We start from the raw sequence: 25,922 nt of genomic DNA, 5'->3' as shown, positions 1-25,922 counted from the left end.
CCGGGTGTGAAGCTGTCAGGTTGCGCACGCGCCGCGCCGCATGGCATCTGTCGGCCGATGACACGCAAGCCCGCACGACAGCTCCCCGAACCGCCGCGACGACCGCTCGCGGGGAAAGTCAGTCTCACCCGGGCGCTGTCGAAGCTTGGATTCTGCTCTCGCAAGCAGGCCGAACTGATGATCGCCGAGGGGCGCGTGCGCGTTGCCGGCAAGGTAGCGCGCGACCCGTCGCTGCGTGTCGATCCCGACCGCGATCGCATCACAGTCGATGGCGCGCAGGTCGCCGCGGAACGGAAAATCTACCTGATGGTCAACAAGCCGCGCGGGCTGGTCACCACGCGCGACGATCCTGAAGGGCGAGGCACCGTCTATGACTGCCTTGCCGATCTCGAGCTGCCTTTCGTGTCGCCGATCGGCCGCCTCGACAAGGCGAGCGAAGGCCTGCTTTTGATGACCAACGACACGCGCTGGGCGAACGCGCTGCTCGACCCGGCCTCGCATGTCGCCAAGACCTACCATGTGCAGATCGCTTCCGCCCCTGAGGAGGCGATGCTGGGGCGGTTCCGCCAGGGAGCTGTCGTCGATGGCGAACTGCTGACCGCAAGCTCGATCGAGCTCTTGCGCAGCGGCGGGCGCACGGCGTGGCTGGAGATCGTGCTCGACGAGGGCCGCAACCGCCAGATCCGCCGCCTGCTCGGCGCCTTCGACATCGAGGTGCTGAGACTGGTCCGCGTCGCGATCGGGCGCTTGCAGCTCGGCGATCTGGCGAAGGGCAAGGCGCGGCATCTGACCGCCGAGGAATTGGCGAACCTTGCCTAGTGACCTCGGTGTGGAATTACCGTTGGTTCCAGCGGCGAACGACCGGCTCGGTCAGGTCGTGCTCGTAGCCGAGGACGCTGAGGCTTGCGGTATCGAGCACGAAATGCGCGCCGCCCTCGGGAGGAAGGGTGACCCAGCGCGCGGCAAGCACGCGCAGGAAATGCGCGCTGGAAAAGATCAGCACATTGCCGGCGACGGCGCGGAGTCCGGCGATGATGGCATCGGCCCTGGCGCCGACATCGACAGCCTGCTCGCCGCCCGGGCAGCCGTCGCGAAACACGTTCCAGCCGGGACGTCCGGCGACGATCTCCTTCGTCGTCACGCCTTCATAGGCGCCGTAGTCCCATTCCTGCAGGTCGGCTTTCTTCACCACGCGCTCGCCGAAGCCGGCAAGCCGGCAGGTGTCGAAGGCGCGTTGCGACGGGCTCGACCAGACGGCCTCGAAGGTCAGGCCCTTGAGGCGCTCCGCCACGCCGCGCGCGGCCTCCTCGCCTTTCGCGGTCAGCGGAATGTCGGTGCGGCCGGTATGCTTGCCGGACGCGCTCCATTGCGTCTCGCCATGGCGGACGAGGTAGATTTCGGGAAACGCGCTGCTCATGGACCGCCCTCACGGTTGACTGCTCGGCCGGGAATCCGGCGCGCGCAGCCTATGCGGCGGCCGACAAAAAGAACAGGCCACGGCTTAGCCGTGGCCTGCATAGCTTGGGAGGATGCCTTCTTTTTGTCGCGCAATTCCGGACCAAAACCGCTGGGCGGTTTCGCGGAATTGTTTTGATCACTCCGCGGGCTGGAGACCGCCCGACAGCGCCAGGTCTGCCTCTTCCGGCAGCTGGCCGGCCATGGCGGCGGCGAACTGCTTCTGGTCGAGCTCGCCTTCCCAGCGCGCCACGACGATGGTCGCAACCGCGTTGCCGACGAAGTTGGTGAGCGCGCGGCATTCCGACATGAAGCGGTCGACGCCGAGGATCAGCGCCATGCCGGCGACCGGCACCGAAGGCACGACCGAGAGCGTGGCGGCCAACGTGATGAAGCCGGCGCCGGTGATGCCGGCCGCACCCTTGGAGCTCAGCATGGCGACGAGCAAAAGCAGGATCTGGTCGCCGAAGGTGAGCGGCGTGTCGGTGGCCTGGGCGATGAAGAGCGCAGCCAGCGTCATGTAGATGTTGGTGCCGTCGAGATTGAAGGAATAGCCGGTCGGGATGACCAGGCCGACCACCGAGCGGTTGCAGCCGGCGCGTTCCATCTTGGCCATAAGGCCCGGAAGCGCAGCCTCCGACGACGAGGTGCCGAGCACCAGCAGCAGCTCTTCCTTGATGTAGCGGATCAGCGCCAGGATGGAGAAGCCGTTGTACCATGCGACCGCGCCCAGCACGACCAGCACAAAAAGCAGCGACGTCAGGTAGAAGGTGCCGATGAGGAAGGCGAGGTTGGCGATCGTGCCGATGCCGTATTTGCCGACGGTGAAGGCCATGGCGCCGAAAGCGCCGATCGGAGCCGCCTTCATCAGGATGGCGACAAGGCGGAAGATCGGCGCGGTCAGCGCCTGCAGGAAATCGACGACCGGGCGGCCGCGTTCGCCGACCAGCGCCAGCGCCACGCCGAACAGCACCGAGAAGAACAGCACCTGCAGGATATCGCCCTGCGCGAAGGCGCCGGTGATGGTGTCGGGGATGATGTTCATCAGGAAGCCGACGATGGTCGTGTCGTGCGCCTTCTCGGTGAAGGTCGAGATCTTCGAGGCGTCGAGCGTCGCCGGATTGATGTGCATGCCGGCGCCGGGCTGGACCACGTTGGAGACGACGAGGCCGACGACGAGCGCCAGCGTCGAGAAGACGAGGAAATAGATCATCGCCTTGCCGGCGACGCGGCCGACCTTATGCAGGTCGGAGACGCCGGCGATGCCGGTCGCGACGGTGAGGAAGATCACCGGCGCGATCACCATCTTGACCAGCTTGATGAAGGCGTCGCCAAGCGGCTTCAACGAGGCGCCGATGTCGGGATAGAAATGGCCGAGCAGGATGCCGGCCGCGATGGCCGCCAGGACCTGCACGTAGAGATGCCGGTAAAAGGGTATTTTGCCGCGCGGTTCCGCGGCGGCGATTGCCGTCTGCATCGTATCCTCCATTCAGCCCCGATCGAGAAACTCGACCTCCCGGGGCGGTTGACCTCCACAGCCTCGCGGCTGCTGCGGATTCATCTGCAACCGACGTGCCAGATTCCGTTTCGACGCTCCAATTATTGATTCTGCTGATTTTTTTGGCCTGGCGATCGGTATTTTTCGCGCCCGCCGTGCGGCGACCCGCATAGGTCGAATTGTGCTTTGTGCGAAATCATGCACAAATGCGGCATGCTGCAACGCCCTGCCGCTGCCTTATCCCCGACGCCCGAGTTGCTTGCCGGGCGGGCGCGGCGCGCCTGGCTCCTGTTTGCGGCAGTGGCGCTCGCGATTGTCGCTGCAGCGCTCTACGGCGCCGGGCTCTACGGCCGCTCGACCGAGGTCGAGGCGCTGGCGGCGCAAGGGCGCACGGATGCCAATCTCAAGGTCGCGCTGCTGCGCGCGGTGCTGGAGAATCCGCGCGCACTGCCGCTGCTCCTGTCCGAAGACCAGCAGGTGCGTGACGCGCTGACCGAGCACAGCCCCGCCTCCATCGACGTGCTCAACCGCAAGCTCGAAGGGCTGGTTTCCGGCACCAAGGCCTCGGTGCTTTACGTCACCGGCACCGACGGCTTGGCGATCGCTTCGAGCAACTGGCGCGAGCCGGTGAGCTTCGTCGGCAGCGACTACAGTTTTCGCGCCTATTTTTCCGGAGCGATGCAAGCGGGCACCGCCGAATATTTCGCGCTCGGCAATGTCAGCAAGCGTCCGGGCCTCTACATTTCGCGCCGCGTCGACGGCGCTTCCGCACCCCTCGGCGTCGTCGTCGTCAAGATGGAATTCGACCAGCTCGAGGCCGACTGGCACGAGGCGAACCGTCCGGCCTATGTCAGCGACGAGCACGGCGTGGTGCTGATCACCAGCGTGCCCTCCTGGCGCTTCATGACAACGGCGCCGCTGGCCGCCCCGGTGCTGGCCGGCATCCGCGCCAGCCAGCAGTTCGCCGAAGCGCCGCTGGTGCCCTTGCCGATCACCAAGCCACAAGCGCTCAGTGCCGATGTCGCGCTTGTCCACGCCATCACGCCGGGCGGCAGCGACGCGGAATATCTGCGGCTGTCCACGGCCGTGCCTTCGACGCCTTGGCGGCTCGACTATCTCGTCCCCGCGGAAGCGCCGATCGCCTCGGCGCAGCGCGAGATGCGGCTCCTGGCGCTCGGCGTCCTCGTTCCGCTACTCGCCCTAGCCGCCTATCTGTTGTGGCGCAGGCAGTCCGCCCAGATGCGCATCGCCGCCGAGCAGGCGGCGCGCGCCGAGCTCGAGCGCCGTGTTGTCGAGCGCACGCGGGACCTCAGCCTCGCACGCGACCGGCTGCAGGCCGAGATCGCCGACCATCGCAGCACCGAGGCGAAGCTGCAGGTCATGCAGCAGGAGCTGGTGCAGGCGAACCGCCTTGCGACCCTCGGTCAGGTCGCCGCCGGCGTCGCGCATGAGATCAACCAGCCGGTGGCGACCATCCGCGCCTATGCCGACAACGCGCGCGTCTTCCTGGAGCGCAAGCAGACGGCGCCGGCCGAGGAAAACCTCGGCGCCATTGCCGCGCTGACGGAGCGCATCGGCTCGATCACCGAAGAGCTGAAAGCCTTCGCCCGCAAGGGCCGCACCGCGGCCGAGCCGGTCGAATTGCGCGGCGTCATCGAAGGCGCGGTCGTATTGCTCAGAAGCCGCTTCGCTGGCCGGCTGGAGGCGCTGGCGATCACGCTGCCGCCGCCGGCGCTGAAAGTAATGGGCAGCCGGCTGCGGCTGGAACAGGTGCTGATCAACCTGTTCCAGAACGCGCTGGAAGCGCTGGAAGGCCGCGACGACGCGCGGGTCGAGGTATCCGCCGCGGAAACCGCCGACGGCGTTGCGCTGATCGTGTCCGACAACGGACCGGGCATTCCGCCGGCGATCCTGAAATCGCTGTTCACCCCGTTCAACACCTCGAAGGAAAGGGGGCTCGGGCTTGGCCTCGTCATCTCGAAGGATATCGTCGCCGACTATGGCGGACGCATCGAGGTGGCGAGCAGCGAGAGCGGCACCCGCTTCACCATCCATCTCTCGAAGGCCGACCCGACATGACCAACGGCAATCCGGTCATCCTGATCGATGACGACGGCGACCTGCTCAAGGCGACGAAACAGACGCTGGAGCTCGCCGGTTTTGCCGTGTCCGCCTATGCCTCGGCAAGCGAGGCACTTGCGGGCCTCGATGCCGGCTTCGCCGGCGTGGTGGTGTCGGACATCCGCATGCCCGAAATGGATGGCCTGCAGCTCTTCGACCGCGTGGTCGATCTCGACCCGGACATCCCCGTCATCCTCGTCACCGGGCACGGCGACATCGCCATGGCGGTCAAGGCGATCAAGGATGGCGCCTATGATTTCATCACCAAGCCTTTCGCCGCCGACCGGCTGGCGCAAAGTGTATGGCGCGCGGCGGAGAAGCGCCGGCTGGTGATGGAGAACCGCGCCCTGCGCGAAGCGGCCGAGCAGGCGCAGGAGGGTTTGCCGCTGATCGGCCAGACGCCGGCGATGGAGCGGCTGCGCCGCACGCTCAGACAGATCGCCGACACCGATGTCGACGTGCTGGTGACAGGCGAGACCGGCTCCGGCAAGGAAGTGGTGGCGAGCCTGCTGCACCGCTGGAGCCGCCGCGCCCAGGGCAATTTCGTGGCGCTCAATTGCGGCACGCTGCCGGAGACCGTGATCGAGAGCGAGTTGTTCGGCCATGAGGCCGGCGCCTTCACCGGCGCGCAGAAGAAGCGCGTCGGCCGCATCGAGCATTCGAGCGGCGGCACGCTGTTCCTCGACGAGATCGAAAGCATGCCTGCCTCGACGCAGGTGCAGATGCTGCGGGTGCTGGAAATGCGCGAGGTGACGCCGCTTGGCACCAACGAGGTCCGGCCGGTCGACCTGCGCGTCGTTGCCGCCGCCAAGGTCGATCTCGGCGACGCGAGCCAGCGCGGCGCCTTCCGCGAGGACCTCTACTATCGGCTCAACGTGGTGACGCTTTCGATCCCGCCGCTGCGCGAGCGCCGGGACGACGTGCCGCTGCTGTTCGGTTATTTCGCAGAGCGCGCCGCGGCCCGCTTCCACCGCCCTGTGCCCGCGGTTCCGTTCGCGGTCCAGCGACATCTCAGAGAGCATGACTGGCCCGGCAATGTCCGCGAGCTCGCGCATTTCGCCGAGCGCTTCGTCCTCGGATTGGAGGAGACCGGCGGCAGCCCTTCGCCTCAGCCGGCCGATTCGGACGCCGCCCTGCCCCTGCCGGAACGGCTCGAGCGCTACGAGGCCGAGATCATCCGCGAGACACTTGGCCGCAACGACGGCGACGTCCGGCGCACGATCGAGGCGCTCGGCATCCCGCGCAAGACCTTCTACGACAAGCTGCAGCGGCACGGCATCGTGCGCAGCGATTTTTCCAGGTAGATCAAGCTTGTGGAACCCGATCCAACCCCAGACCGTTGAGCCTGTCCAGGAAACCGTGGCACGTCGGCACCAGCCGTGCGGCGAACGCATGAGCGCGATGGCGTTGCCGGTTGCACTTGGCAAGCGTTGATGGTTTGTTGCCGCTCAGCGGAGAACGAATGATGCGCGAATCCCTCGGTCAAGACGAATACGGCTCGGCCAGCCCCTTCGATCCGGACGACCTGCCGAATCTCAACGCCATGGGGCCGGCGATGGGCAGCGGCAACGATTTCGAGAAATACGCCGTCGCCGTCATCATCGTGTTCGGCGCGCTGATCATCGGCGGCCTGATGGCCGCGTCGATGGCTTTCGGTCACCGCAACGGCTTCCTATTCGCGCTCGGCGGCGCCACCGCCGCCTGGATTTCCGGCAATGCGCTGCTGCTCGACCGGCCGCGCATCTATGCGCTGTTCGTCGGCATCGCAGCCGTGCTGCTCATCGCCTCGACCATCACGCTGGTCGCGTAATTTCATCTGAGCCTGAGCACGATCTTTTCCAGAAACCGGTCCGCCCTTTTTCCGGACGGAAAGCCGCGCACACCTTTCCTGGAATTGCTTGAGAGCGGTTCAGCGATTCATAGAATCGCCGAACCGCCCTAAGTATTTGTTTTTATGCAATTCCCGACGGAAAGCCGCGCACACCTTTCCTGGAATTGCTTTAGTAGCCCAGCGCCTCGCCGGAAGCGGCGCGGCTGTCGATGGCGCCGTTGTAGCGTGCGCCGCCGCCTTTCTCGATCTCCGCAAGGCTCTTGCCGCCGACCAGTATGCCGGCCGCCTGGCCCCAGGTCTGGTCGCTGAGATCGAGGTGATAGCCCATGCCGGCGAGCAGCCTTTCGGTGTCGGGCGAAAGCCCGAACGGTTCGACATAGACGGTATCGGGCAGCCACTGATGGTGGATGCGCGGCGCGTCGATCGCCTCCTGGATGTTCATGCCGTGGTCGACGACGTTGACGATCGCCTCCAGAGTGATGGTGATGATGCGCGAGCCGCCCGGGCTGCCGATGACCATGAACGGCTTGCCGTCCTTGGTGACCACGGTCGGGCTCATCGAGGATAAAGGCGTCTTCTTCGGCTGGATGGCATTGGCCTCGCCCTGGACCAGCCCGTAGAGGTTGGGCACGCCGGGCTTCTGGGTGAAATCGTCCATCTCGTTGTTGAGCAGGATGCCGGTGCCGTCGGCGACGACGCCGGCGCCGAAGGAGCCGTTCAACGTATAGGTGACGGCGACCGCGTTGCCGTCCTTGTCGATGATCGAATAGTGCGTTGTCTCCTTCGACTCGCCGAAACCTTTCGGCATCAGGTCTTTCGAGACGCCGGCACGGAACGGATCGACCTTGTCGCGGATGTCCTTGGCGTAGCCCTTGTCGAGAAGCTTCGAGACCGGATTGTCGACGAAATCCGGATCGCCCAGCGCCGAGTTGCGGTCGACATAGGCATGACGCATGGCCTCGATCATGACATGGACCGTCTCGGCCGAGCCGGCGCCGAGATAGGACAGCGGATAGCCCTCGAGCACGTTCAGGATCTCGCAGATGATGACGCCGCCCGAGCTCGGCGGCGGCGAGGAGATGATCTCGTAGCCGCGATAGGAGCAGGTCACCGGCTTCAGCTCGCGCACCGCGTACTGCTCGAAATCACCCTTGGCGAGGATGCCGGCCTTGGCGCCGCTTGCCTTGACGATGGCGTCGGCAATGGCGCCTTTGTAGAAGGCGTCCGGGCCTTTTTCCGAGATCGCCGCAAGCGAGGCGGCGAGGTCCGGCTGGACGAGCCGCTCGCCAATCCCGTACGACTTGCCGTCGGGCTTGAGGAAGATGGCGGCCGCGGCCGGATCCTTCGCCAGCCGCGCCGCGCCGCCGGCAAAGGAAGCGGCGTCGCCCTGGTTGAGGACGAAGCCGTCCTTGGCGTAGGCGACGGCCGGGGCCATCAGATCCTGCCTGGACAAGGTGCCGTATTTCTCGCGCGCCATCTCGAAGCCGGCCACCGAGCCCGGCACGCCGACTGCCAGATAGCCGTCGAGGCTGGCGCCCTTGATCGGCTTGCCGTCCTTGTCGAGATACATGGTCTTGGTTGCCGCAAGCGGCGCGCGCTCGCGGAAATCGATGAAGGTCGAGCGGCCGTCCTTCAAGCGGATGGTCATGAAGCCGCCGCCGCCGATATTGCCGGCGTTGGGGTAGACGACGGCGAGCGCATAACCGACGGCGACAGCCGCATCGACGGCGTTGCCGCCCTTCTTCAGCACCTCGACGCCGACCTCCGTCGCGAGATGCTGGGCGGTCACCACCATGCCATGCTCGCCCTTGGCGGGCGCTGGCGAGGCAGCGAAGACGGCTGCCGATGGCAAGAAGGCGAGCGTGAGCGAAAGACTGACGGCGATCAGCGTCCGGCGGGTGAGATGCATGGCGGGGACTCCTGGGCGTGGGGGACGCCTAGGAAAGGCCTTTGAGGTTGGTACGTCCAGCCAATAATGACGCTTCGGACGAGGCAAGAGAGACCGCCCTGCAGCGGTCTCATCAAATCCATCGGACGGCTGGGCCATTCTCAGCAGTTTTGAACAGCGGCCACAGCCTTTCGGATTGCATCGATGACGACGGTGGGCTGGGAGAGCATCGGCACATGGCTGCTCGCCACCTCGGTGACGGTCGCTCCCATGCGCTTCGAAACCCAGCGCTGGAGCTCGGGATGCACGGTGTGGTCCTTCGTAGCCAGCACGTACCAGCTCGGCTTGCTCCGCCAGGCGACCTGGCCGGCGGTGAGCTTCTGCTCATTGAACAAGTCGGCATGCAGGGGGAAGTGCGTAGCCCACACCAGCTTCTGCTCGTCTTCCGGCAGGTCGCCCGCGAAGAATTCGGTGCCGGAGGGGAGCAGCCAGACCAGATTGTCGGCGACCTCCACGTGGCTGAAGATGTCGGTCGGGTACTTGTCGAGCTGATCCTGCACGGTCTCGCCCGCGTCGGGCGCGACCGCCGCGATGTAGACGAGGCCGACGACGCGATCGTCCGTGCCCGCGCCGGTGATGGTAGCGCCGCCGTAAGAGTGGCCAACGAGCAATACCGGACTGCCGACGCGGTTGAGCGTCCGCTTCACGGTAGCCAGATCCTCCTCGTAGGACTCGAGGCTGTACTGTACCGCGATGACCTCGTGACCATCCGCCTGCAGCGCCGGGATCACCTTGCTGAAGCACGAGCCATCGGCCCAGACGCCGTGGCAGAACACGATCGTAGGCTTGGACGCTGTAGACATTCTGCATTCTCCTTCTTTGATCTCTGCGAGACGGTAAATCTCCCTTCTACCGGCGACAAATACCTTGTAGGTTCGACCTATGCCTCGAAGGCATAGCGAGTGGATCGATGGAACTGCGGCATCTGCGTTATTTCATTGCGGTCGCGGAGGAAGGCGGCTTGTTGACCGCCGCCCAGCGGAGGCTCAATACCTCGCAGCCGTCCTTGAGCCGGCAGATTCGCGATCTGGAAGCCGAAGTCGGTGTGAAGCTGCTGGAGCGGCAGGCGCGCGGCGTGGCGCTCACTCCCGCTGGGCGTGTCTTCCTCGATCACGCACGGTTGGCGCTGCTGCAGGTCGATGCCGCGACTGATGCCGCCCGGCGGGCCGCAGAGCCGGAAAGGCCTGTACTTGCAATGGGCTTTCTGGTTGGACTGGAGGTCATGTGGCTACCCCACTTATTGCGCATCATCCGCCAGGAAGCACCGGAGACCGAAGTTACGCTGTGTAGCCTGTCCTCCCCGGAACTCGCCCTTGCGCTAATGCGCGGGAAGCTGGACTTAGCGTTCCTTCGCCCCGAGAAACAGAGCTTGGGTCTATCCTTCAAATTGTTGGCGAAGGAGCCTCTGATCGCCGTGCTGCCGGCAGGCCACCCCTTGGCATCGCGCAAGAAAATTCGGCCGCAGGATCTGGCCCACGAAGTTTACGTCAGCTCGTCGAGAACATCTCCGATATTACAATCTGTGATCCAGGATTACGCATCAAGGACCGGGATCACGCTGAAGGCAAAGTACGAAGGCGAGAATATATCGTCGGCAATGTCGCTCGTCGCATCCACAGGCGGAGTCACTCTTGTCCCGCTTTATGCGCAAAACATGCTGGCGCCAAACGTTGTTGCCAGGGCGCTGGAGGGTGAGCCTCCGACCGTTGATCTCACCTTGGGATACAGCGAGGCAAATTCGTCGCCCTTGCTCCGCCGACTACTATCTCGCGCAGATGAATTGGTCGAAAGCGTTCAAAATCAGAGTATCATCCGATACGCTGATGCTCTTTCATAGAGTTCTCGGTACAACGCGCCCGGCCCCCGGGATAGCTCTCCGTTGGCACTGCGAAATGGCGCGATATCCGCCCTCGCCTCCGTCGAATCGACGGAAGAGTCGAATTAGTGCGTTTTACCGTTTCACGGAAACGGCGAAACGCCTATCTCCGTGTTTTTACGGAATTCCGGACGGAAAACCGCTCACACTTTTCCTGGAATGGTCTAGGCCTCAGACAATCCCGCCACCACCGCCGGCCACCGCCGGCCGCTCCGCCGCGACCTTCGCCCGGTAGCCGGCCTCGCGATAGGCGGCGACCGGATCGATGGCGCCGCCGGTGCGCAATCGCGCCATGGCGAGGATCGGCTCGACATCGGTGCGGTAGGCGGCTTTCAGAGTCTGTGTCGCCATCAGCGCGTCGTTCGCCTCCTGGAAGCCTTCAAGCGCCTTGCGGTCGACCAGCAGCGCCTGCGCATAGGCGCGCTGCACCTCCACCGCCGACAGCATCAGGCTCTCGATCGGGTCGGTGACGTTGTGGCTCTGGTCGAGCATATGCGCGGGATTGAAATCCTTGGCGCCGGTCAGCTCGGCATCGACCAGCTCGTTGAAGACCAGGAACAGCCGGTAGGGATCGATCGAGCCGGCATCGAGATCGTCGTCGCCATATTTGGAATCGTTGAAGTGGAAGCCGCCGAGCTTGCCGAACTGGATCAGCCGCGACACGATCATCTCGATGTTGACGTTCGGTGCGTGATGGCCGAGGTCGACCAGGCAGTAAGCCTTGTCGCCGAGTTCTTTCGCGATGAGGTAGTTGGTGCCCCAGTCCTGCACGACAGTCGAATAGAAGGCCGGTTCGTACATCTTGTGCTCGGTGAACAGCCGCCAGTCGTCCGGCAGCCCGGCATAGATGTCTCGCATGGCGTCTAGGTAGCGCTCGAAGGCCCTGGCGAAATTAACCTGGCCGGGGAAATTCGAGCCGTCGCCGATCCACACCGTCAGCGCCTTCGAGCCGAGCGTTCTGCCGATCTCGATGCATTCGAGATTGTGCTCGACGGCCTGGCGTCGAGTGCCGGCGTCGGCATGCGACAGCGAGCCGAACTTGTAGGAGAGCTTCTGGTCCTCGGCGTCGGAGAAGGTGTTCGAGTTCATGGCGTCGAAGCCGAGGCCGAAGCGTGAGGCCGCCTGCTTCAGCCGCTTCGGATCGGCCTTGTCCCACGGGATGTGCAGCGAGACGGTCGGCGTCGCCTGCGTCAGCTGGCTGATGACGGCGCAGTCCTCGATCTTGTCAAATATGTCGCGCGGCTCGCCGAGACCGGGGAAGCGGGCAAAGCGCGTGCCGCCGGTGCCGACGCCCCAGGACGGGATCGCCACGGCGAATTTTTCGATCCTGTCGCGGATGGCGTCGATGGCGATCCCGCGCCGGTCGAGGCGCTCGCCGAGCGAGGTGTAGTCGCGCTTGAGATCGGCCTTGCGCGCGGCGTTGCTCTTTTCGACAAGGTCGGCCGAGATGATCAATTCGGACACTGTAGTTTCCTCCCAGTACTCGTCGGCTGGCGCCGCCCCTCATCCGCCCTCGGGCACCTTCTCCCCGTGAACGGGGAGAAGGGAGCTTAGCGCGTAAAGCTCTGCGCGTTCCCGGCGTCGACGTTGATGATGTTGCCGGTCGACTTGGCCGACATGTCGGAGGCGAAGAAGTAGATCGCTTCCGCAATATCCTCCGGGAAGACCGAGCGCTTCAGCATCGAGCGCGAGCGGTAGTGCTCCTCGAGGTCGTCGGTCGACATCTTGTAGGCGGCGGCGCGCTGCTCCTTCCATTCGCCGCTCCATATCTTGGAGCCGCGCAGCACGGCGTCCGGATTGACGACGTTGACCCTGATCTGCGCCTCCGCGCCTTCCAGCGCGAGGCAACGCGCGAGGTGGATCTCAGCCGCCTTGGCGGTGCAATAGGCGGCGGCGTTGGGCGAGGCGGCGAGGCCGTTCTTGGAGGCGACGAAGACGACGTTGCCGCCGATCTTCTGGGCGCGGAACAGCCGGAAGGCCTCGCGCGAGACGAGGAAATAGCCCGTGGACAGGATGTCCATGTTCCGGTTCCACAGCGAGAGTGTCGTTTCCTCGATCGGCGCCGAGGAGGCAAGGCCTGCGTTGGAGACCAGGATGTCGATGCCCCCGAATTCGACTGCGGTCTCGGCAAAGCCGGAGGCCACCTGGTCTTCGGATGTCACGTCGATCCGAACCGACCGGACGACGTCTTTGCCGTAGGCTTTCGACAGTTCATTGTTGGCGGTTCCAAGCGCCGCCTCATCGATATCGGCGAGCACGACGCAAGCGCCTTCGCGCAGCAGCCGGTCAGCGGTGGCCCGGCCGATGCCGCCGGCGCCGCCGGTGACGAGCGCGATCTGGCCGGCGAGCGCCTTGGGCTTCGGCAGGCGTTGGAGCTTGGCTTCCTCGAGCTGCCAGTACTCGATGTCGAAGGCTTCTTGCGCCGGCAGGCCGACATAGGACGAGACGGTCGAAGCGCCGCGCATGACGTTAATGGCATTGACGTAGAACTCGCCGGAGATGCGGGCCGTTGCCTTGTCGCCGGCGAAAGTGAACATGCCGACGCCAGGCATCAGATAGACAACGGCATTGGGATCGCGGATGGCGGGCGAGTCCGGGTGCTTGCAGCTGTCGTAGTAGGCCTGGTAGCCGACACGATATTCGGCGATGTCGTCGGCGAGACGCGCAATAACGGCGTCGACGTCAGGTTTCGCCGGGTCGAATTCGATCACCAGCGGGCGGATCTTGGTGCGCAGGAAATGGTCAGGGCATGAGGTGCCCAGTGCTGCCAGCGGCCGCAAATCCCTCGAATTGACGAATTCGAGCACGGCGGGCTGGTCGTCGAAATGGCCGAGCTTGTGGCTCTTCTCCGAGATCAGGCCGCGGATCCACGGCATCAGCTTCGCGGCGATGGCGCGCCGCGCCGTTGCGTCCAGCGACTTGACCACCTCGCCGCCGAAAATAGCCACGCCCTCGGACCGACGCTCGAACCACTCGATCGCCTGGTTGATCACCGAGATCGTCGTCTCGTAGCACTCCTTCGGCGTGTCGCCCCAGGTGAACAGGCCATGGCTTTCGAGGACGACACCCTTGGCGTCCGGGTTTTCGAGGCAGAATTTCTCCAGCCAGACACCGAGCTCGAAGCCCGGCCGCTTCCACGGCAGCCAGCCGATGGCATCGCCGAAGACCTCTTTCGTGATCGCCCTGGAATCCTTGGCGGCGGCAATGGCGATGATGGCGTCGGGATGCATGTGATCGACGCACGGCTTCGGCACGAAGGCGTGCAGCGGCGTGTCGATCGAGGCCGCGCGCGGATTGAGATTGAACGTGCAGTGGGGAAGATAACCCACCATCTCGTCTTCATGCGCGAGGCCGCGATAGAGGCCTTTCAGGGCGCGCAGCTTGTCCATGTAGAGCGTGGCAAAGCCGTCTTTTTTGATCGAGGCGCTGTCGCCGCCCGAGCCCTTGACCCACAGAACCTCGACTTCCTCGCCGGTCAGCGGATCCTTCTGCCAGACCTTGGACGAGGTGTTGCCGCCGCCATAGTTGGTGACGCGCTTGTCGGAGCCCAGCGTGTTCGAGCGATAGACCAGGAGCTCGGGGCCGCTCATCCCTTCGGCTTTTGCATCGTCCCACAGATTGGCGAGGCGCGAGCCGGAGCGCTTTTCGAGCATAGGTATCCTCCCTTGGGACGCAAAAAGGCGCAGTCCTTTTCGCCGGGAATGTCTACGCAACGGGCGCGCTTGTCAATCACAAACGATCAATATCGATCATATTGCACTGCACAATGAAAATCTTTGATCGGAAATGATTGACACTGCGCGTTTTCTGGTGCCTGATGGCTAGGCAGGGAGGAACCATGCACGAAAAAGAGCGCCACAGGATCATTCTGTCCGCCGTCCAGGAAAAGCCTGTGGTGACGGTGCAGGAAATGGTCGACCTGACGGACTCCTCCGAGGCGACGATCCGGCGCGACATTGCGGCGCTGCATGTGCAGAAGCGCCTGCGCCGGGTGCGCGGCGGCGCCGAGGCGATCTCGCCGCCGCAGTTCATCGGCCTGGCCGGGCGGCCCTTCTCGGTCAACGAGACGCTGAACGCCGCGCAGAAGCGGGCTATCGCGCGGGAAGCGGTGAACCTCTGCCAGGACGGCGAGCCGATCATCATCAATGGCGGCACCACCACTTTCCAGATGGTGCATTACCTGACCGGCCGCCGCATGCCGATTTTCACCAACTCCTTCCCGATCGCCGAGCATCTGCTCAAGCACTCGAAGAACACGGTGATGCTGTCGGGCGGCACGATCTATCGCGAGCAGAACATCATCCTGTCGCCCTTCGACAATGATGTGACGCGCAATTTCTACGCGCGGCGCATGTTCATGGGCGCGCAAGGCCTGGGGCCGCTCGGCCTGATGGAAGGCGATCCGCTGCTGATCCAGGCCGAGCAGAAGCTGATCGACCAGGCCGACGAGTTGGTGGTGCTTGTCGATTCCTCGAAATTCCGCATGCGCTCCAGCCTGATCCTGTGCGGGCTGTCGCGCATCGCGACCGTGATCACCGACGACGGCATCGAGGACCGCGAAGCCAAGATGCTGGAGACAGCAGGCGTGACGCTGGTGGTCGCCCGTAAGCCGTCAAGCGACAAGGAAGAATCTTCACTGCAGGCCTGAGGAAAACTCGCGCCCGCAGCGGCGATGGAATGCAACGCTCAAGGGAGGATATTCGATGAGCTTTTTGAAGAAACTGCTGGTCACGGCGGCCTTTTCCGCCGCCATGTTCGTGAATGCCGCCTATGCCGAGAACGTCAAGATCGCACTGGTGGTGAAGTCGCTCGGCAACGGCTTCTTCGACGCCGCCAACAAGGGCGCCGAGGAAGCGGCCAAGGAGCTGGGCGATGTCGACGTCATCTATACCGGCCCGACCAAGGCTACCGCCGAAGCGCAGATCGAGGTGATCAACTCGCTGATCGCGCAGAAGGTCAACGCGATCGCCGTTTCGGCCAATGACGCCGACGCGCTGGTGCCGGTGCTGAAGAAGGCGATGGATCGCGGCATCACCGTGATCTCGTGGGATTCCGGCGTCGCCAAGGAAGGCCGCCAGCTCCACCTCAACCCGTCCGACACCAACCTGATCGGCGAGACCATCATCAAGCTCGCCGCCGACTACCTGCCGGAAGGCGGCGATGTCGCCATCCTGTCGGCATCCTCGACCGCGACCAACCAGAACGCCTGGATCGAGGCGGCGAAGAAAGTGCTGCCGGAGAAGTTCCCGAAGATCAAGCTCGTCGCCACCGTCTATGGCGATGACGACTCGGCCAAGAGCACCGACGAAGCCAAGGGCCTGTTGAAGTCCTATCCGAACCTCAAGGCGATCATCGCGCCGACCACCGTCGGCGTCGTTGCCGCCGCGCAGGTCGTCACCGACGAGAACCTGATCGGGAAGGTCAACGTCACCGGCCTGGCGCTGCCTTCGGAGTTCAAGAAGTTCATCGACAATGGAGCCAGCCAGGCGGTGGCGCTGTGGAACCCGATCGACCTCGGCTACTCGGCGATCTACCTCGCCCATGATCTTGCGGTGAAGAAGGAAGAGGCCAAGCCCGGCGCCACACTATCGATCGGCCGCGTCGGCAAGGTGACGCTCGACGACACCAACTCGGCTGCGATGGCTCCGCCGTTCCAGTTCGACAAGACCAACATCGAGAAGTTCTCCAAGATCTATTGATCCCGGTCGACTTCAAGCTCATGCGGCGGGACAATTGTCCCGCCGCATCTTCAAACGGACCTTCTCTCAGGGCCTGACACGGATATGGACACGACAGCCCAGCACAAAGTGGAGACGGAGCGGCCCGAGCCTTCGGTTCCGGCCCAGATCGTCAGCCCCCGCCTGACGCTTTCCGGCATCTCCAAAAGCTTCCCTGGCGTGCGCGCGCTGCACAATGTCAGCCTTTCGCTCTATCCGGGACAGGTCACCGCATTGATCGGCGAGAACGGCGCCGGCAAGTCGACGCTGGTCAAGATCATGACCGGCATCTACCAGCCCGATGCCGGCGACATCAGCATCGACGGCCAGGCAACGACATTGCACAGCGCACATGCCGCCTTCGGCCACGGCATTACCGCCATCCATCAGGAAACCGTGCTGTTCGACGACCTCTCGGTCGCCGAGAACATCTTCCTCGGCCACGCGCCGCGCACCCGCTTCGGCACCATCGACTGGCGCACCATGCGGAAAAATGCGCGCGAGGTGCTGGACACGATGCGCGCCGGCCATATCGACGCCGACGCGCGGCTGAAGGACCTCGGCATCGCCAACAAGCATCTCGTAGCCGTTGCCCGCGCGATGTCGATCGATGCGCGCATCGTCATCATGGACGAGCCGACCGCCGCGCTCTCGATGAAGGAGATCGAGGAGCTTTTCCTGCTGATCGAATTCCTGAAGACCGACGGCAAGGCGGTGCTCTTCATCAGCCACAAGTTCGACGAGATCTACCGCATCGCCGACCGCTACACAGTCTTCCGCGACGGCGAGATGGTTGGGGAAGGCCTGCTCAAGGACACCGGCCAGAACGAGATCGTGCGCATGATGGTCGGCCGCAACGTCGACCACATTTTCCCTGAGCGCAACCCGAAGATCGGCGCGCCGGTGCTTACCGTGTCCGGCCTGTCGCATCCGACCGAATTCGACGACATCGGCTTCGAATTGCGCAAGGGCGAAATCCTCGGCTTCTACGGCCTGGTCGGCGCCGGGCGCAGCGAGGTCATGCAGGCGATTGCCGGCATAACCCGCACGAGCCGAGGCACCATTTCGCTCGACGGCCAGACGATCGCACCGAAATCGGCCGCCGATTCCATCGAAGCCGGCATCGTCTATGTGCCGGAGGAGCGCGGCAAGCAGGGCGTGGTCATCGGCCTGCCGATCTTCCAGAACGTTTCTCTGCCCTCACTCGCGCGCACCTCGAAATCCGGCGTGCTGCGGCTGGCGGAAGAGTTCTCGCTCGCCCGCTCCTACACCGAGCGGCTGGATCTCAGAGCCTCATCGCTCAGCCAGGATGTCGGCACGCTCTCCGGTGGCAACCAGCAGAAGGTGGTCATCGCCAAATGGCTGGCGACGGCGCCCAAGGTGATCATCCTCGACGAGCCGACCAAGGGCATCGACATCGGCTCCAAGGCCGCCGTGCACGGCTTCATGGCCGAGCTGGTCGCGCAAGGCCTGTCGGTGATCATGGTCTCGTCCGAGCTGCCCGAGATCCTCGGCATGTCGGACCGCGTCGTGGTCATGCGCGAGGGCCGCATCGCGGCCACCTACGACAACAAGGGCCTGGATGCCGAAACGTTGGTCAGGACGGCAGCGGGGATCGCGGCATGAAGAATTTCCTCAAATACCGCGAAATCTGGCTGCTGGCCGGCATCGTCGTGCTGATTGGCCTGATCTCGACCCGTTTTCCCGGCTTCGCCGATCCGGCCAATCTGCGCCAGGTGTTCAACGACACCTCGATCCTGATGATCCTGGCGCTCGGCCAGATGGTGGTGATCCTGACGCGCTCGATCGATCTCTCGATGGCCTCCAACCTCTGCTTCACCGGCATGGTGGTGGCGATGCTCAACGCCGCGCATCCGGCGATCCCGATCCCGGCACTGATCGTCATCGCGCTTCTGGTCGGGCTGGTGCTCGGGGCCATCAACGGCTTGCTGGTGTGGCGGCTGAACATCCCCTCGATCGTGGTGACGCTCGGCACGCTCACCATCTATCGCGGCGCGACCTTCGTCGTTTCCGGCGGCGCCTGGGTCAACGCCGACCAGATGAGCCCGGACTTCATCAATTTCCAGCGCGTCGCCTTGCTCGGCCTGCCGATGCTGTCGTGGATCGCGCTTTTGGTGATCGCGCTGTTCTTCCTGGTGATGACGCGCACGCAGATCGGCCGCTCGATCCACGCCATCGGCGTCAATCCGACCGCGTCGGTCTATGCCGGCATCGATGTCGGCCGCACCAAGTTCATCGTCTTCTGCATTTCCGGCATGATCGGCGGGCTCGCCGGCTATCTCTGGATCTCGCGCTACGTGATCGCCTCGGTCGAGGTCGCCAACGGCTATGAGCTCAACATCATCGCCGCCTGCGTCATCGGCGGCATCTCGATCGCCGGCGGCATAGGCTCGGTCGGCGGCGCGGTGCTCGGCGCGCTGTTCCTCGGCATCATCTCCAACGCGCTGCCGGTCATCAACATCTCGCCCTTCTGGCAGATGGCGATCTCGGGCAGCGCCATCATCCTGGCCGTGGTGCTCAACGCGCGCGGCGAGCGCCGGCAGGGCCGCATCATCCTCAGAAAGGCGGAAGCGGCATGACCGACGCCCCTCACCCGCGCCGCATCCCCGACCGGCTCGACAAACCGCTTTCCTCGGCGATCTTTTCCTGGGAGGCTCTGCTCGTCGTCATCGCGGTTCTCATCTTCGCGGTGAACAGCTTCGCCTCGCCTTATTTCCTCGACCCGTGGTCGCTGTCGGACCTGACCTTCAACTTCACCGAAAAGGGCCTGATCGCGCTCGCCATGGCGCTGCTGATCATCTCGGGCGAGATCGACCTGTCGGTCGCCGCGATCGTGGCGCTCGCCTCGACGATGATGGGCATGGCAGTGCAGGCCGGCGCCGGAACGCCGGTGCTGGTTGCCATCGGCATCGTTGTCGGGCTCGGCTGCGGCGCCTTCAACGGGCTGCTGGTCACGCGCCTCGGCCTGCCGTCCATCGTCGTCACCATCGGCACGATGAGCCTGTTCCGCGGCATCGCCTTCATCATCCTCGGCGACCAGGCCTACAAAGGCTATCCGGAAAGTTTCGCCTTCTTCGGCCAGGGCTATGTCTGGTGGGTTTTCTCGTTCGAGCTGGCGCTGTTCCTTGTCGCGGCGCTGATCTACTGGTTCGTCCTGCATCGCACGAGTTTTGGGCGGAAGGTGTTCGCCATCGGCAACAATCCGGTCGCCTGCCAGTTCTCCGGCGTGCGTGTCGGCCGCATCAAGTTCATCCTCTTCTGCCTGACCGGGCTGATGTCCGGCATCGCCTCCGTGCTGATCACCTCGCGGCTCGGTTCGACACGGCCATCGATCGCGCAGGGCTATGAACTGGAAGCCATCACCATGGTGGTGCTTGGGGGTGTGTCGATCCTCGGCGGCGCCGGCAGCATCCTCGGCGTCGTGCTCGCCGCCTTCATCATGGGGCTGGTGACTTTTGGGCTCGGGCTGCTCAACGTGCCGGGCATCGTCATGTCGATCTTCATCGGCCTCCTGCTGATCATCGTGATTGCGCTGCCCATCGTCTGGCGGCGGCTGCGCGAAGGACGCTTCGCCTGATGGAAAAATACGCCTTCAAGATGAAGCTCAATCCCGGCATGAAGGCCGAGTACAAGCGCCGCCATGACGAGATCTGGCCATCGCTGGTCGCGCTGCTTAAAGACGCCGGCATTTCCGACTATTCGATCCATCTCGACGAGGAGACCAATATCCTGTTCGGGGTGCTGTGGCGGCGTGACGACCACGGCATGGCCGAGCTACCCAGCCATCCGGTGATGCAGCGCTGGTGGGCGCACATGGCCGATGTGATGGAAACCAGGGCCGATAACGAGCCGGTGGCGGTGCCGCTGGAAACAATGTTCCATATGGCATGATCGTCGCCGTCACCGATATCGGCAAGACCAACGCCAAGGTGGCGCTGGTCGACCTCGCCGCCATGCAAGAGGTGGCGCTGCGCCGCACGGCCAACGCCGTCGTCGCGGACGGCCCCTACCCGCATCACGACGTCGAGCGCCTGTGGACGTTCATCCTGGATAGCCTCGCGGAGCTGAACCGCGAGCGGGCCATCGACGCCGTCTCGATCACCACCCATGGCGCGACCGCAGTGCTGGTCTATGCCGAAGGCGGACTGGCGCTGCCGGTGATCGACTACGAGTTCGCCGGGATCGATGAACTGGCGCAGGACTATGATGCCGCCCGCCCTCCCTTTGCCGAGACCGGCACGCCGCGCCTGCCGGCCGGCCTGAACATCGGAGCGCAGCTCTTCTTTCAGCAGAAGCGCTTTCCCGCCGAGTTCGTCAAGGCGGATGCTATCCTGATGTATGCGCAGTACTGGGCCTTGCGATTGACAGGTATCGCCGCCAATGAGGTGACGTCGCTTGGTTGCCACACCGACCTCTGGAACCCGTGGAAGTCCGACTACTCGACGCTGGTGGACGAGATGGGCTGGCGCCGGCTGATGGCGCCGGTGCGGCCGGCGAAGGACCGGCTCGGCCCGATCCTGCCCGCGCTCGCCCGATTGACCGGTCTCGACCCGCAGACGCCGGTGTTCTGCGGGCTGCACGATTCCAACGCCTCGCTGCTGCCGCATCTGTTGTCCGATGCGCCGCCCTTGTCCGTTGTCTCGACCGGCACCTGGGTGGTGTCGATGGCCGTCGGCGGCCAGAAGGTCGCGCTCGACCCAGGCCGCGATACGCTGGTCAACGTCAACGCGCTCGGCGATCCCGTGCCTTCGGCGCGCTTCATGGGCGGGCGCGAGTTCTCGCTGCTGACCGACGGTCAGCCGCAGGACTGGAGCGAGGACGATGTCGCCGTCGTGCTCGCGCAGAAAGCCTCACTGTTGCCTTCCACTCAGCAAGGTTCCGGGCCATTCCCGCATCGCGACGCACAGTGGGTCAATGCCGACGACTTGAGTTCCGGCCAGCGCTTCGCCGCCATCTCGTTCTATCTGGCGCTGATGACCGCGACCTGCCTGGATCTGATCGGTGGCGACGGGCCGACGACCGTCGAGGGACCCTTCGCGCAGAACCGGCTTTTTATCCGCATGCTGGCGGCAGCGACGGGACGACCAGTCGTTGCGTCAGAGACCTCGACCGGGACCAGCATTGGCGCGGCGCTGCTGGCGTCCGAAGGCATTGAGACAGCAAGCAAGGGCGAACAAACGGAACCACCAGCGGAGCCGGTCTGGGGCGACTACGCAGAGGCATGGCGGCTGGCCGTCCGGACGTAGCCCTTTTTTCTGACAGGTCAGCTCCCGCCCCTCATTGCCCTGCCGGGCATTTCTCCCCGTATAGTGACGGGGAGAAAGAGGCTGTCGCCGGCGGTTTCGCCAATTATCCGCGTTGCAGGAATGAGCGCCGGCGTGGCCGTAGCTCTCTTCTCCCCGTTCAACGGGGAGAAGGTGCCGGCAGGCGGATGAGGGGCAGCGCCGGCGTCGACAATCAGGCACGTTTCAGCGTGCCGTCCCGTAAAGCAATCCCTGCGGATCGATCTGCGGCTTTCTGCCGGCGACCACATCCGACAAGAACTGCGCCGAGCCGCAGGCCATGGTCCAGCCGACATGGCCGTGGCCGGTATCGAGATAGAGGTTGCGGTATTTCGCCTGGCCGATGACCGGCACCGAGTTCGGCATCATCGGCCTCAGGCCTGCCCACAGCACAGCCTTTTTCTCGTCGAAGGCGCCAGGGAAAAGGTCCTTGCCGGTTTCCAGGATGGTTCTGAAATCGCGCGGCTTGAACGAACGGTCGAAGCCGGTGAACTCGGCCGTCGAGGACATGCGCAGGCGGTTGCCGAGCCTGGAATAGCCGATCAGCCGGTCCTCGTCGGCGCCGCCCATGGTCGGCCCCTTGCTTTCGTCCTCCAGCGGAATGGTCGCGGTGTAGCCTTTGACCGGGTAGACGGGCAGGTCGATGCCGTAGCGGCGGCCGAGCAGACCGCTTTCCGGACCCATGGAGATGACTACCGCGTCACCGGTGACCGGACCGGCCGAGGTCATCACCGCGCGCACCCGGTCGCCCTCGATGTCGAGGCCCTCGACCGTCGTGCCGAACAGGAATTTGACGCCGAGCTTCTCGGCCGCATGGGCGGCGAGCCTGTCGGTGAATTGCTTGGAATCGCCGGTCTGGTCGATCGGCGAATAGACGCCGCCGGCGATCTTGTCCTTCACGCCGGCGAGCCCAGGCTCCAGCTCGACCAGACGGTCGCGGCCGACGATCTCGATCGGCAGGCCTTGCTCGCCGAGATAGCGGTAATTGTCGGTGCCGGTGTCAAAGCTTTTCTGGGAGCGGAAGAAGTAGAGGATGCCCCGCTTGCGCTCGTCGTAATGGATGCCGGTTGCGTCCGAGAGCGCATTGATGCAGTCGCGCGAATAGAGCGCCAGCCTGAGCTTGATGTCGGTGTTGGCGCGCAGACGCGCCACCGTGCATTCGCGCAGGAAGCGCAGGCTCCAGACATAAAAATAGGGATCGAGACGCAGCCTGACCTTGATGCCGAGATCGTGGTTCCAAAGCGCGCGCAGGAAGGTCTTCAGCGCCGCAGGCGAGGCCCAGGCGGTGGCGTCGCCCGGCGAGACCAGTCCCGCATTCGACTGGCTGGTGCCGCGCGCCGCCGCTTCATGGCGCTCGACGACCGTTACCTCATGGCCATCATTGGCCAGATAGTAGGCGGCCGCCGTGCCAACAACGCCGGCCCCGAGCACCACAATTTTCATGCCGCCCCCTCAAGGATCGCAACCAGACGACGCGCCTCCACGCGCCGCCTTTCAGACCCTCAATAGCGCGTCGCGGCACGCCGGACGAGCCCTTGGCCCAACAGCTTGCCGCGCCTAGAGCGGTTCACCGTTTCACGGAAACGGCGAACCGCTCTATTTCCTTGTTTTGACGCAATTCCGGACGGAAAACCGCTCACACTTTTCCTGGAATTGCTCTAGCTCCGTGCCGAGTTCTTGCCGGTCAGGATGCGCTCCCAGGCCAGCGCATCCTTGACGATCTGGTCGAGATCGTCGCGTTGCGGCGTCCAGCCGAACTCCTTGCGGGCGAGGTCGGAATTGGCGACGACGGCGGCCGCGTCGCCCGGGCGGCGCTCGCCCATGCGGACGTCGAATTCATGGCCGAAGGCGCGGCGCACGCTGTCGATCACTTCGAGCACCGAATAGCCGTGGCTGTAGCCGCAATTGGCGACGAGGCTCTCGCCGCCCTGACGCAGCCGCTGCAGCGCCAGCCGGTGCGCCGCCGCGAGATCGCTGACATGGATATAGTCGCGTATGCAGGTGCCGTCCGGTGTCGGATAGTCCTTGCCGAACACCTGCATGAAGGGCCGCTTGCCGAGCGCAGTCTCGCAGGCGACCTTGATCAGATGCGTGGCGCCGGGCGTCGACTGTCCCGTGCGGCCCTTTGGATCGGCGCCGGCGACGTTGAAATAACGCAGCGCCGTGTAGCGGATATCGTGCGCGAGGCCGGCGTCGCGCAGCATACACTCGCTCATCAGCTTGGAGAGGCCGTAAGGCGATTCCGGCGCCAGCCGCGCATCCTCGCGCACCGGCTCCAGCCCGGCGCCGCCATAGACGGCGGCGGTGGAAGAGAAGATGAAATGCGGCACGCCCTCGCGCACGGCGGTTTCGATCAGCGTGCGGGTCTTGCAGGTGTTGTTCTCATAGTAGCCGAGCGGATCGGAGACCGATTCGGGCACGACGATCGAGCCGGCGAAATGGATGATGGCGTCGACCTTGTTTTCGCGGATGATCCGGCCGACCAGCTCACGGTCGGCGACGTCGCCGACGACGAGTTTCGCTTCCGGCGCCACCGCCCATTCGAAGCCAGTGGAAAGCCGGTCGAGCACGACGACGCTTTCGCCGGCGTCGAGAAGCTCCCAGACCATGTGGCTGCCGATATAACCGGCACCGCCTGTAACCAAAACCGCCATCTGATACCTCGCTGATCAAGATTTATCGGAAACTGTCTCAACAGCCACCGTGCTGGAAACCCCGCCGCAAGCCGGTATTGCTTGATGCATGTCGTCCTCCCAAAACCGCTGCGCACTTTTGGGCGACATGCATTACCCTCCTGCAGTGTTAAGTCCGTAACAGTTCCTCCCGTCCGAGGCATCGTACTGAAACAAAAACGCATCAAACAGTCGGGAATAGGCCACGATCCGGCGTCGTTAGGAACAGGCCCAGGGCGTGGCATTTTGACCGTTGGGGCGCGGTGGACGTGCACAGGACCAATGACTATGATCCGCGGCAAAATTGGGAAGCCGACATGAATTACCAGCGGTTCTTCGAAGACGCGATCGACCAGCTCCATGCGGAGCGGCGCTACCGCGTTTTCGCCGACCTCGAGCGCATTGTGGGCAAGTTCCCGCGCGCCATCTGGCGCTCAGGCGGCCGCGCCCAGGAAATCACCGTCTGGTGCTCCAACGACTATCTCGGCATGGGCCAGAACCCGGACGTGATTGCCGCCTTCCAGACCGCGGCCGGCAAGATGGGCTCGGGCGCCGGCGGCACCCGCAACATCTCCGGCACCTCCAACCCGCTGGTCGAGCTCGAGCATGAGCTGGCCGACCTGCACGACAAGGAAGCAGCGCTTGTCTTCACCTCCGGCTTCGTCTCCAACGAGGCCTCGATCTCGACCATCGCCAGGCTGTTGCCCAACTGCCTGGTGCTCTCGGACGAATTGAACCACGCCTCGATGATCGAGGGCGTGCGGCGCTCGGGCGCCGAAAAGAAGATCTTCCGCCACAACGACGTCGCGCATCTGGAAAGCCTGCTGCAGGCGGCGGGGCGCGAGCGCGCCAAGCTGATCGTCTTCGAAAGCGTCTATTCGATGGACGGCGACATCGCGCCGATCAGGCAGATCGTCGAGCTCGCCGAGCGCTACAACGCCATGACCTATATCGACGAGGTGCATGCGGTGGGCATGTACGGCGCGCGCGGCGGCGGCATCACCGAGCGCGAGGGGCTGGCCGACCGCATCGACATCATCGAGGGCACCTTGGCCAAGGCCTTCGGCACGCTGGGCGGCTACATCACCGGCGCCAGCGCCGTGATCGACGCGGTGCGCTCCTACGCGCCGGGCTTCATCTTCACCACCGCGCTGCCGCCGGCGATCGCGGCGGCCGCCACCACCTCGATCCGGCATCTGAAGCGCTCGCAGGCCGAGCGCGAGGCGCAGCAGCGCCAGGCGGCCAGGACCAAGCAGGTGCTTGCCGCGGCCGGCCTGCCGGTGATGGAATCGGCCACCCATATCGTGCCGGTGCTGGTCGGCGATCCCGAGCTTTGCAAGATGGCCAGCGACCGCCTGCTCGGCGTCCACGGCATCTACATCCAGCCGATCAACTATCCGACGGTGCCGCGCGGCACCGAGCGGCTGCGCATCACGCCGACGCCGTTCCATTCCGACGCGCTGATCGCCGAACTGCAGGATGCGCTGGTCGAGACCTGGGA

Annotated in this window: 21 protein-coding genes; 13 read left to right on the top strand and 8 right to left on the bottom strand. The window is 64.5% G+C overall.

Translation table 11 applies throughout. The features are described 5' to 3' along the window. Positions 1–57 precede the first annotated feature (57 nt). On the top strand, positions 58–819 hold the full coding sequence (locus tag EN874_RS19110) for a pseudouridine synthase (protein ID WP_127426724.1): 762 nt from the start codon (positions 58–60) through the stop codon (positions 817–819). A 16-nt stretch (positions 820–835) separates the two neighbouring features. Here the strand turns inward: EN874_RS19110 and EN874_RS19105 are convergent, their stop codons facing one another. Together EN874_RS19105 and EN874_RS19100 are read right to left on the bottom strand one after the other, a co-directional pair. Beyond that, positions 836–1,417: a histidine phosphatase family protein gene (locus tag EN874_RS19105; protein WP_127426725.1), complete on the bottom strand. Its 582-nt coding sequence runs from the start codon at positions 1,415–1,417 to the stop codon at positions 836–838. 177 nt (positions 1,418–1,594) lie between these two features. Further along, positions 1,595–2,932, bottom strand: coding sequence for a dicarboxylate/amino acid:cation symporter (locus tag EN874_RS19100; RefSeq protein WP_126085909.1), 1,338 nt, complete (start codon positions 2,930–2,932; stop codon positions 1,595–1,597). A gap of 234 nt (positions 2,933–3,166) precedes the next feature. Here EN874_RS19100 and EN874_RS19095 point away from each other — a divergent pair, with 234 nt between their 5' ends. The 3 genes from EN874_RS19095 to EN874_RS19085 all read left to right on the top strand — a co-directional run bounded on the left by EN874_RS19095 (position 3,167) and on the right by EN874_RS19085 (position 6,884). Continuing rightward, positions 3,167–5,032 (top strand): sensor histidine kinase, encoded by a 1,866-nt coding sequence (locus EN874_RS19095; RefSeq protein ID WP_127426726.1) that lies wholly within the window; start codon positions 3,167–3,169, stop codon positions 5,030–5,032. Next, on the top strand, positions 5,029–6,378 hold the full coding sequence (locus EN874_RS19090) for a sigma-54 dependent transcriptional regulator (RefSeq protein WP_127426727.1): 1,350 nt from the start codon (positions 5,029–5,031) through the stop codon (positions 6,376–6,378). Before EN874_RS19095 ends, EN874_RS19090 begins: the two co-directional genes overlap by 4 nt. Positions 6,379–6,536: 158 nt before the next feature. Further along, positions 6,537–6,884, top strand: coding sequence for a hypothetical protein (locus EN874_RS19085; protein WP_168247663.1), 348 nt, complete (start codon positions 6,537–6,539; stop codon positions 6,882–6,884). A 190-nt stretch (positions 6,885–7,074) separates the two neighbouring features. Here EN874_RS19085 and ggt read toward each other — a convergent pair whose 3' ends face one another. Next, positions 7,075–8,814: a gamma-glutamyltransferase gene (gene ggt / locus EN874_RS19080; protein ID WP_127426728.1), complete on the bottom strand. Its 1,740-nt coding sequence runs from the start codon at positions 8,812–8,814 to the stop codon at positions 7,075–7,077. Between the two features lie 140 nt (positions 8,815–8,954). After that, complete coding sequence (locus EN874_RS19075; RefSeq protein ID WP_127426729.1) at positions 8,955–9,656, bottom strand: alpha/beta hydrolase; 702 nt, start codon at positions 9,654–9,656, stop codon at positions 8,955–8,957. Positions 9,657–9,763: 107 nt separating this feature from the next. Between EN874_RS19075 and EN874_RS19070 the strand changes: the two genes are divergently transcribed. Further along, positions 9,764–10,690: a LysR family transcriptional regulator gene (locus EN874_RS19070; protein ID WP_127426730.1), complete on the top strand. Its 927-nt coding sequence runs from the start codon at positions 9,764–9,766 to the stop codon at positions 10,688–10,690. A gap of 210 nt (positions 10,691–10,900) precedes the next feature. On the opposite strand, the gene rhaI is transcribed toward EN874_RS19070, so the two are convergent. Beyond that, positions 10,901–12,193: an L-rhamnose catabolism isomerase gene (rhaI, locus tag EN874_RS19065; RefSeq protein ID WP_127426731.1), complete on the bottom strand. Its 1,293-nt coding sequence runs from the start codon at positions 12,191–12,193 to the stop codon at positions 10,901–10,903. Positions 12,194–12,279: 86 nt separating this feature from the next. Beyond that, positions 12,280–14,382 (bottom strand): bifunctional rhamnulose-1-phosphate aldolase/short-chain dehydrogenase, encoded by a 2,103-nt coding sequence (locus EN874_RS19060; RefSeq protein WP_127426732.1) that lies wholly within the window; start codon positions 14,380–14,382, stop codon positions 12,280–12,282. Between the two features lie 185 nt (positions 14,383–14,567). Between EN874_RS19060 and EN874_RS19055 the strand changes: the two genes are divergently transcribed. The 7 genes from EN874_RS19055 to EN874_RS19025 all read left to right on the top strand — a co-directional run bounded on the left by EN874_RS19055 (position 14,568) and on the right by EN874_RS19025 (position 21,713). Next, positions 14,568–15,377 (top strand): DeoR/GlpR family DNA-binding transcription regulator, encoded by an 810-nt coding sequence (locus EN874_RS19055; RefSeq protein WP_126085918.1) that lies wholly within the window; start codon positions 14,568–14,570, stop codon positions 15,375–15,377. Positions 15,378–15,432: 55 nt separating this feature from the next. Continuing rightward, entirely contained in the window at positions 15,433–16,428 is a 996-nt protein-coding gene (gene rhaS / locus EN874_RS19050; RefSeq protein WP_124996133.1) for a rhamnose ABC transporter substrate-binding protein, read from the top strand. An 84-nt stretch (positions 16,429–16,512) separates the two neighbouring features. Further along, on the top strand, positions 16,513–18,072 hold the full coding sequence (locus EN874_RS19045) for a sugar ABC transporter ATP-binding protein (protein WP_127426733.1): 1,560 nt from the start codon (positions 16,513–16,515) through the stop codon (positions 18,070–18,072). Next, the gene (locus EN874_RS19040) at positions 18,069–19,046 is read left to right on the top strand and encodes an ABC transporter permease (protein WP_127426734.1); all 978 of its coding nucleotides are present in this window, start codon (positions 18,069–18,071) and stop codon (positions 19,044–19,046) included. The genes EN874_RS19045 and EN874_RS19040 overlap by 4 nt, the downstream gene beginning before the upstream one ends. After that, positions 19,043–20,044 (top strand): ABC transporter permease, encoded by a 1,002-nt coding sequence (locus EN874_RS19035; protein WP_127426735.1) that lies wholly within the window; start codon positions 19,043–19,045, stop codon positions 20,042–20,044. Before EN874_RS19040 ends, EN874_RS19035 begins: the two co-directional genes overlap by 4 nt. After that, positions 20,044–20,358: an L-rhamnose mutarotase gene (gene rhaM / locus EN874_RS19030; RefSeq protein WP_189394145.1), complete on the top strand. Its 315-nt coding sequence runs from the start codon at positions 20,044–20,046 to the stop codon at positions 20,356–20,358. Before EN874_RS19035 ends, rhaM begins: the two co-directional genes overlap by 1 nt. Then, the gene (locus EN874_RS19025) at positions 20,355–21,713 is read left to right on the top strand and encodes an FGGY-family carbohydrate kinase (protein WP_127426737.1); all 1,359 of its coding nucleotides are present in this window, start codon (positions 20,355–20,357) and stop codon (positions 21,711–21,713) included. The genes rhaM and EN874_RS19025 overlap by 4 nt, the downstream gene beginning before the upstream one ends. Before the next feature lie 222 nt (positions 21,714–21,935). Here the strand turns inward: EN874_RS19025 and EN874_RS19015 are convergent, their stop codons facing one another. After that, positions 21,936–23,192, bottom strand: a complete 1,257-nt coding sequence (locus EN874_RS19015) for a D-amino acid dehydrogenase (RefSeq protein WP_127426738.1) — start codon at positions 23,190–23,192, stop codon at positions 21,936–21,938. A 215-nt stretch (positions 23,193–23,407) separates the two neighbouring features. Then, positions 23,408–24,403 (bottom strand): UDP-glucose 4-epimerase GalE, encoded by a 996-nt coding sequence (galE, locus tag EN874_RS19010; RefSeq protein ID WP_127426739.1) that lies wholly within the window; start codon positions 24,401–24,403, stop codon positions 23,408–23,410. Between the two features lie 335 nt (positions 24,404–24,738). Between galE and hemA the strand changes: the two genes are divergently transcribed. Beyond that, the coding region (gene hemA, locus EN874_RS19005; protein ID WP_127426756.1) for a 5-aminolevulinate synthase at positions 24,739–25,922 on the top strand (1,184 nt) is incomplete at its 3' end.

It is taken from the genome of Mesorhizobium sp. M1D.F.Ca.ET.231.01.1.1, from assembly GCF_003999155.2.
Classification (GTDB): domain Bacteria; phylum Pseudomonadota; class Alphaproteobacteria; order Rhizobiales; family Rhizobiaceae; genus Mesorhizobium.
This window is presented reverse-complemented; position numbering and strand designations above follow the sequence as displayed.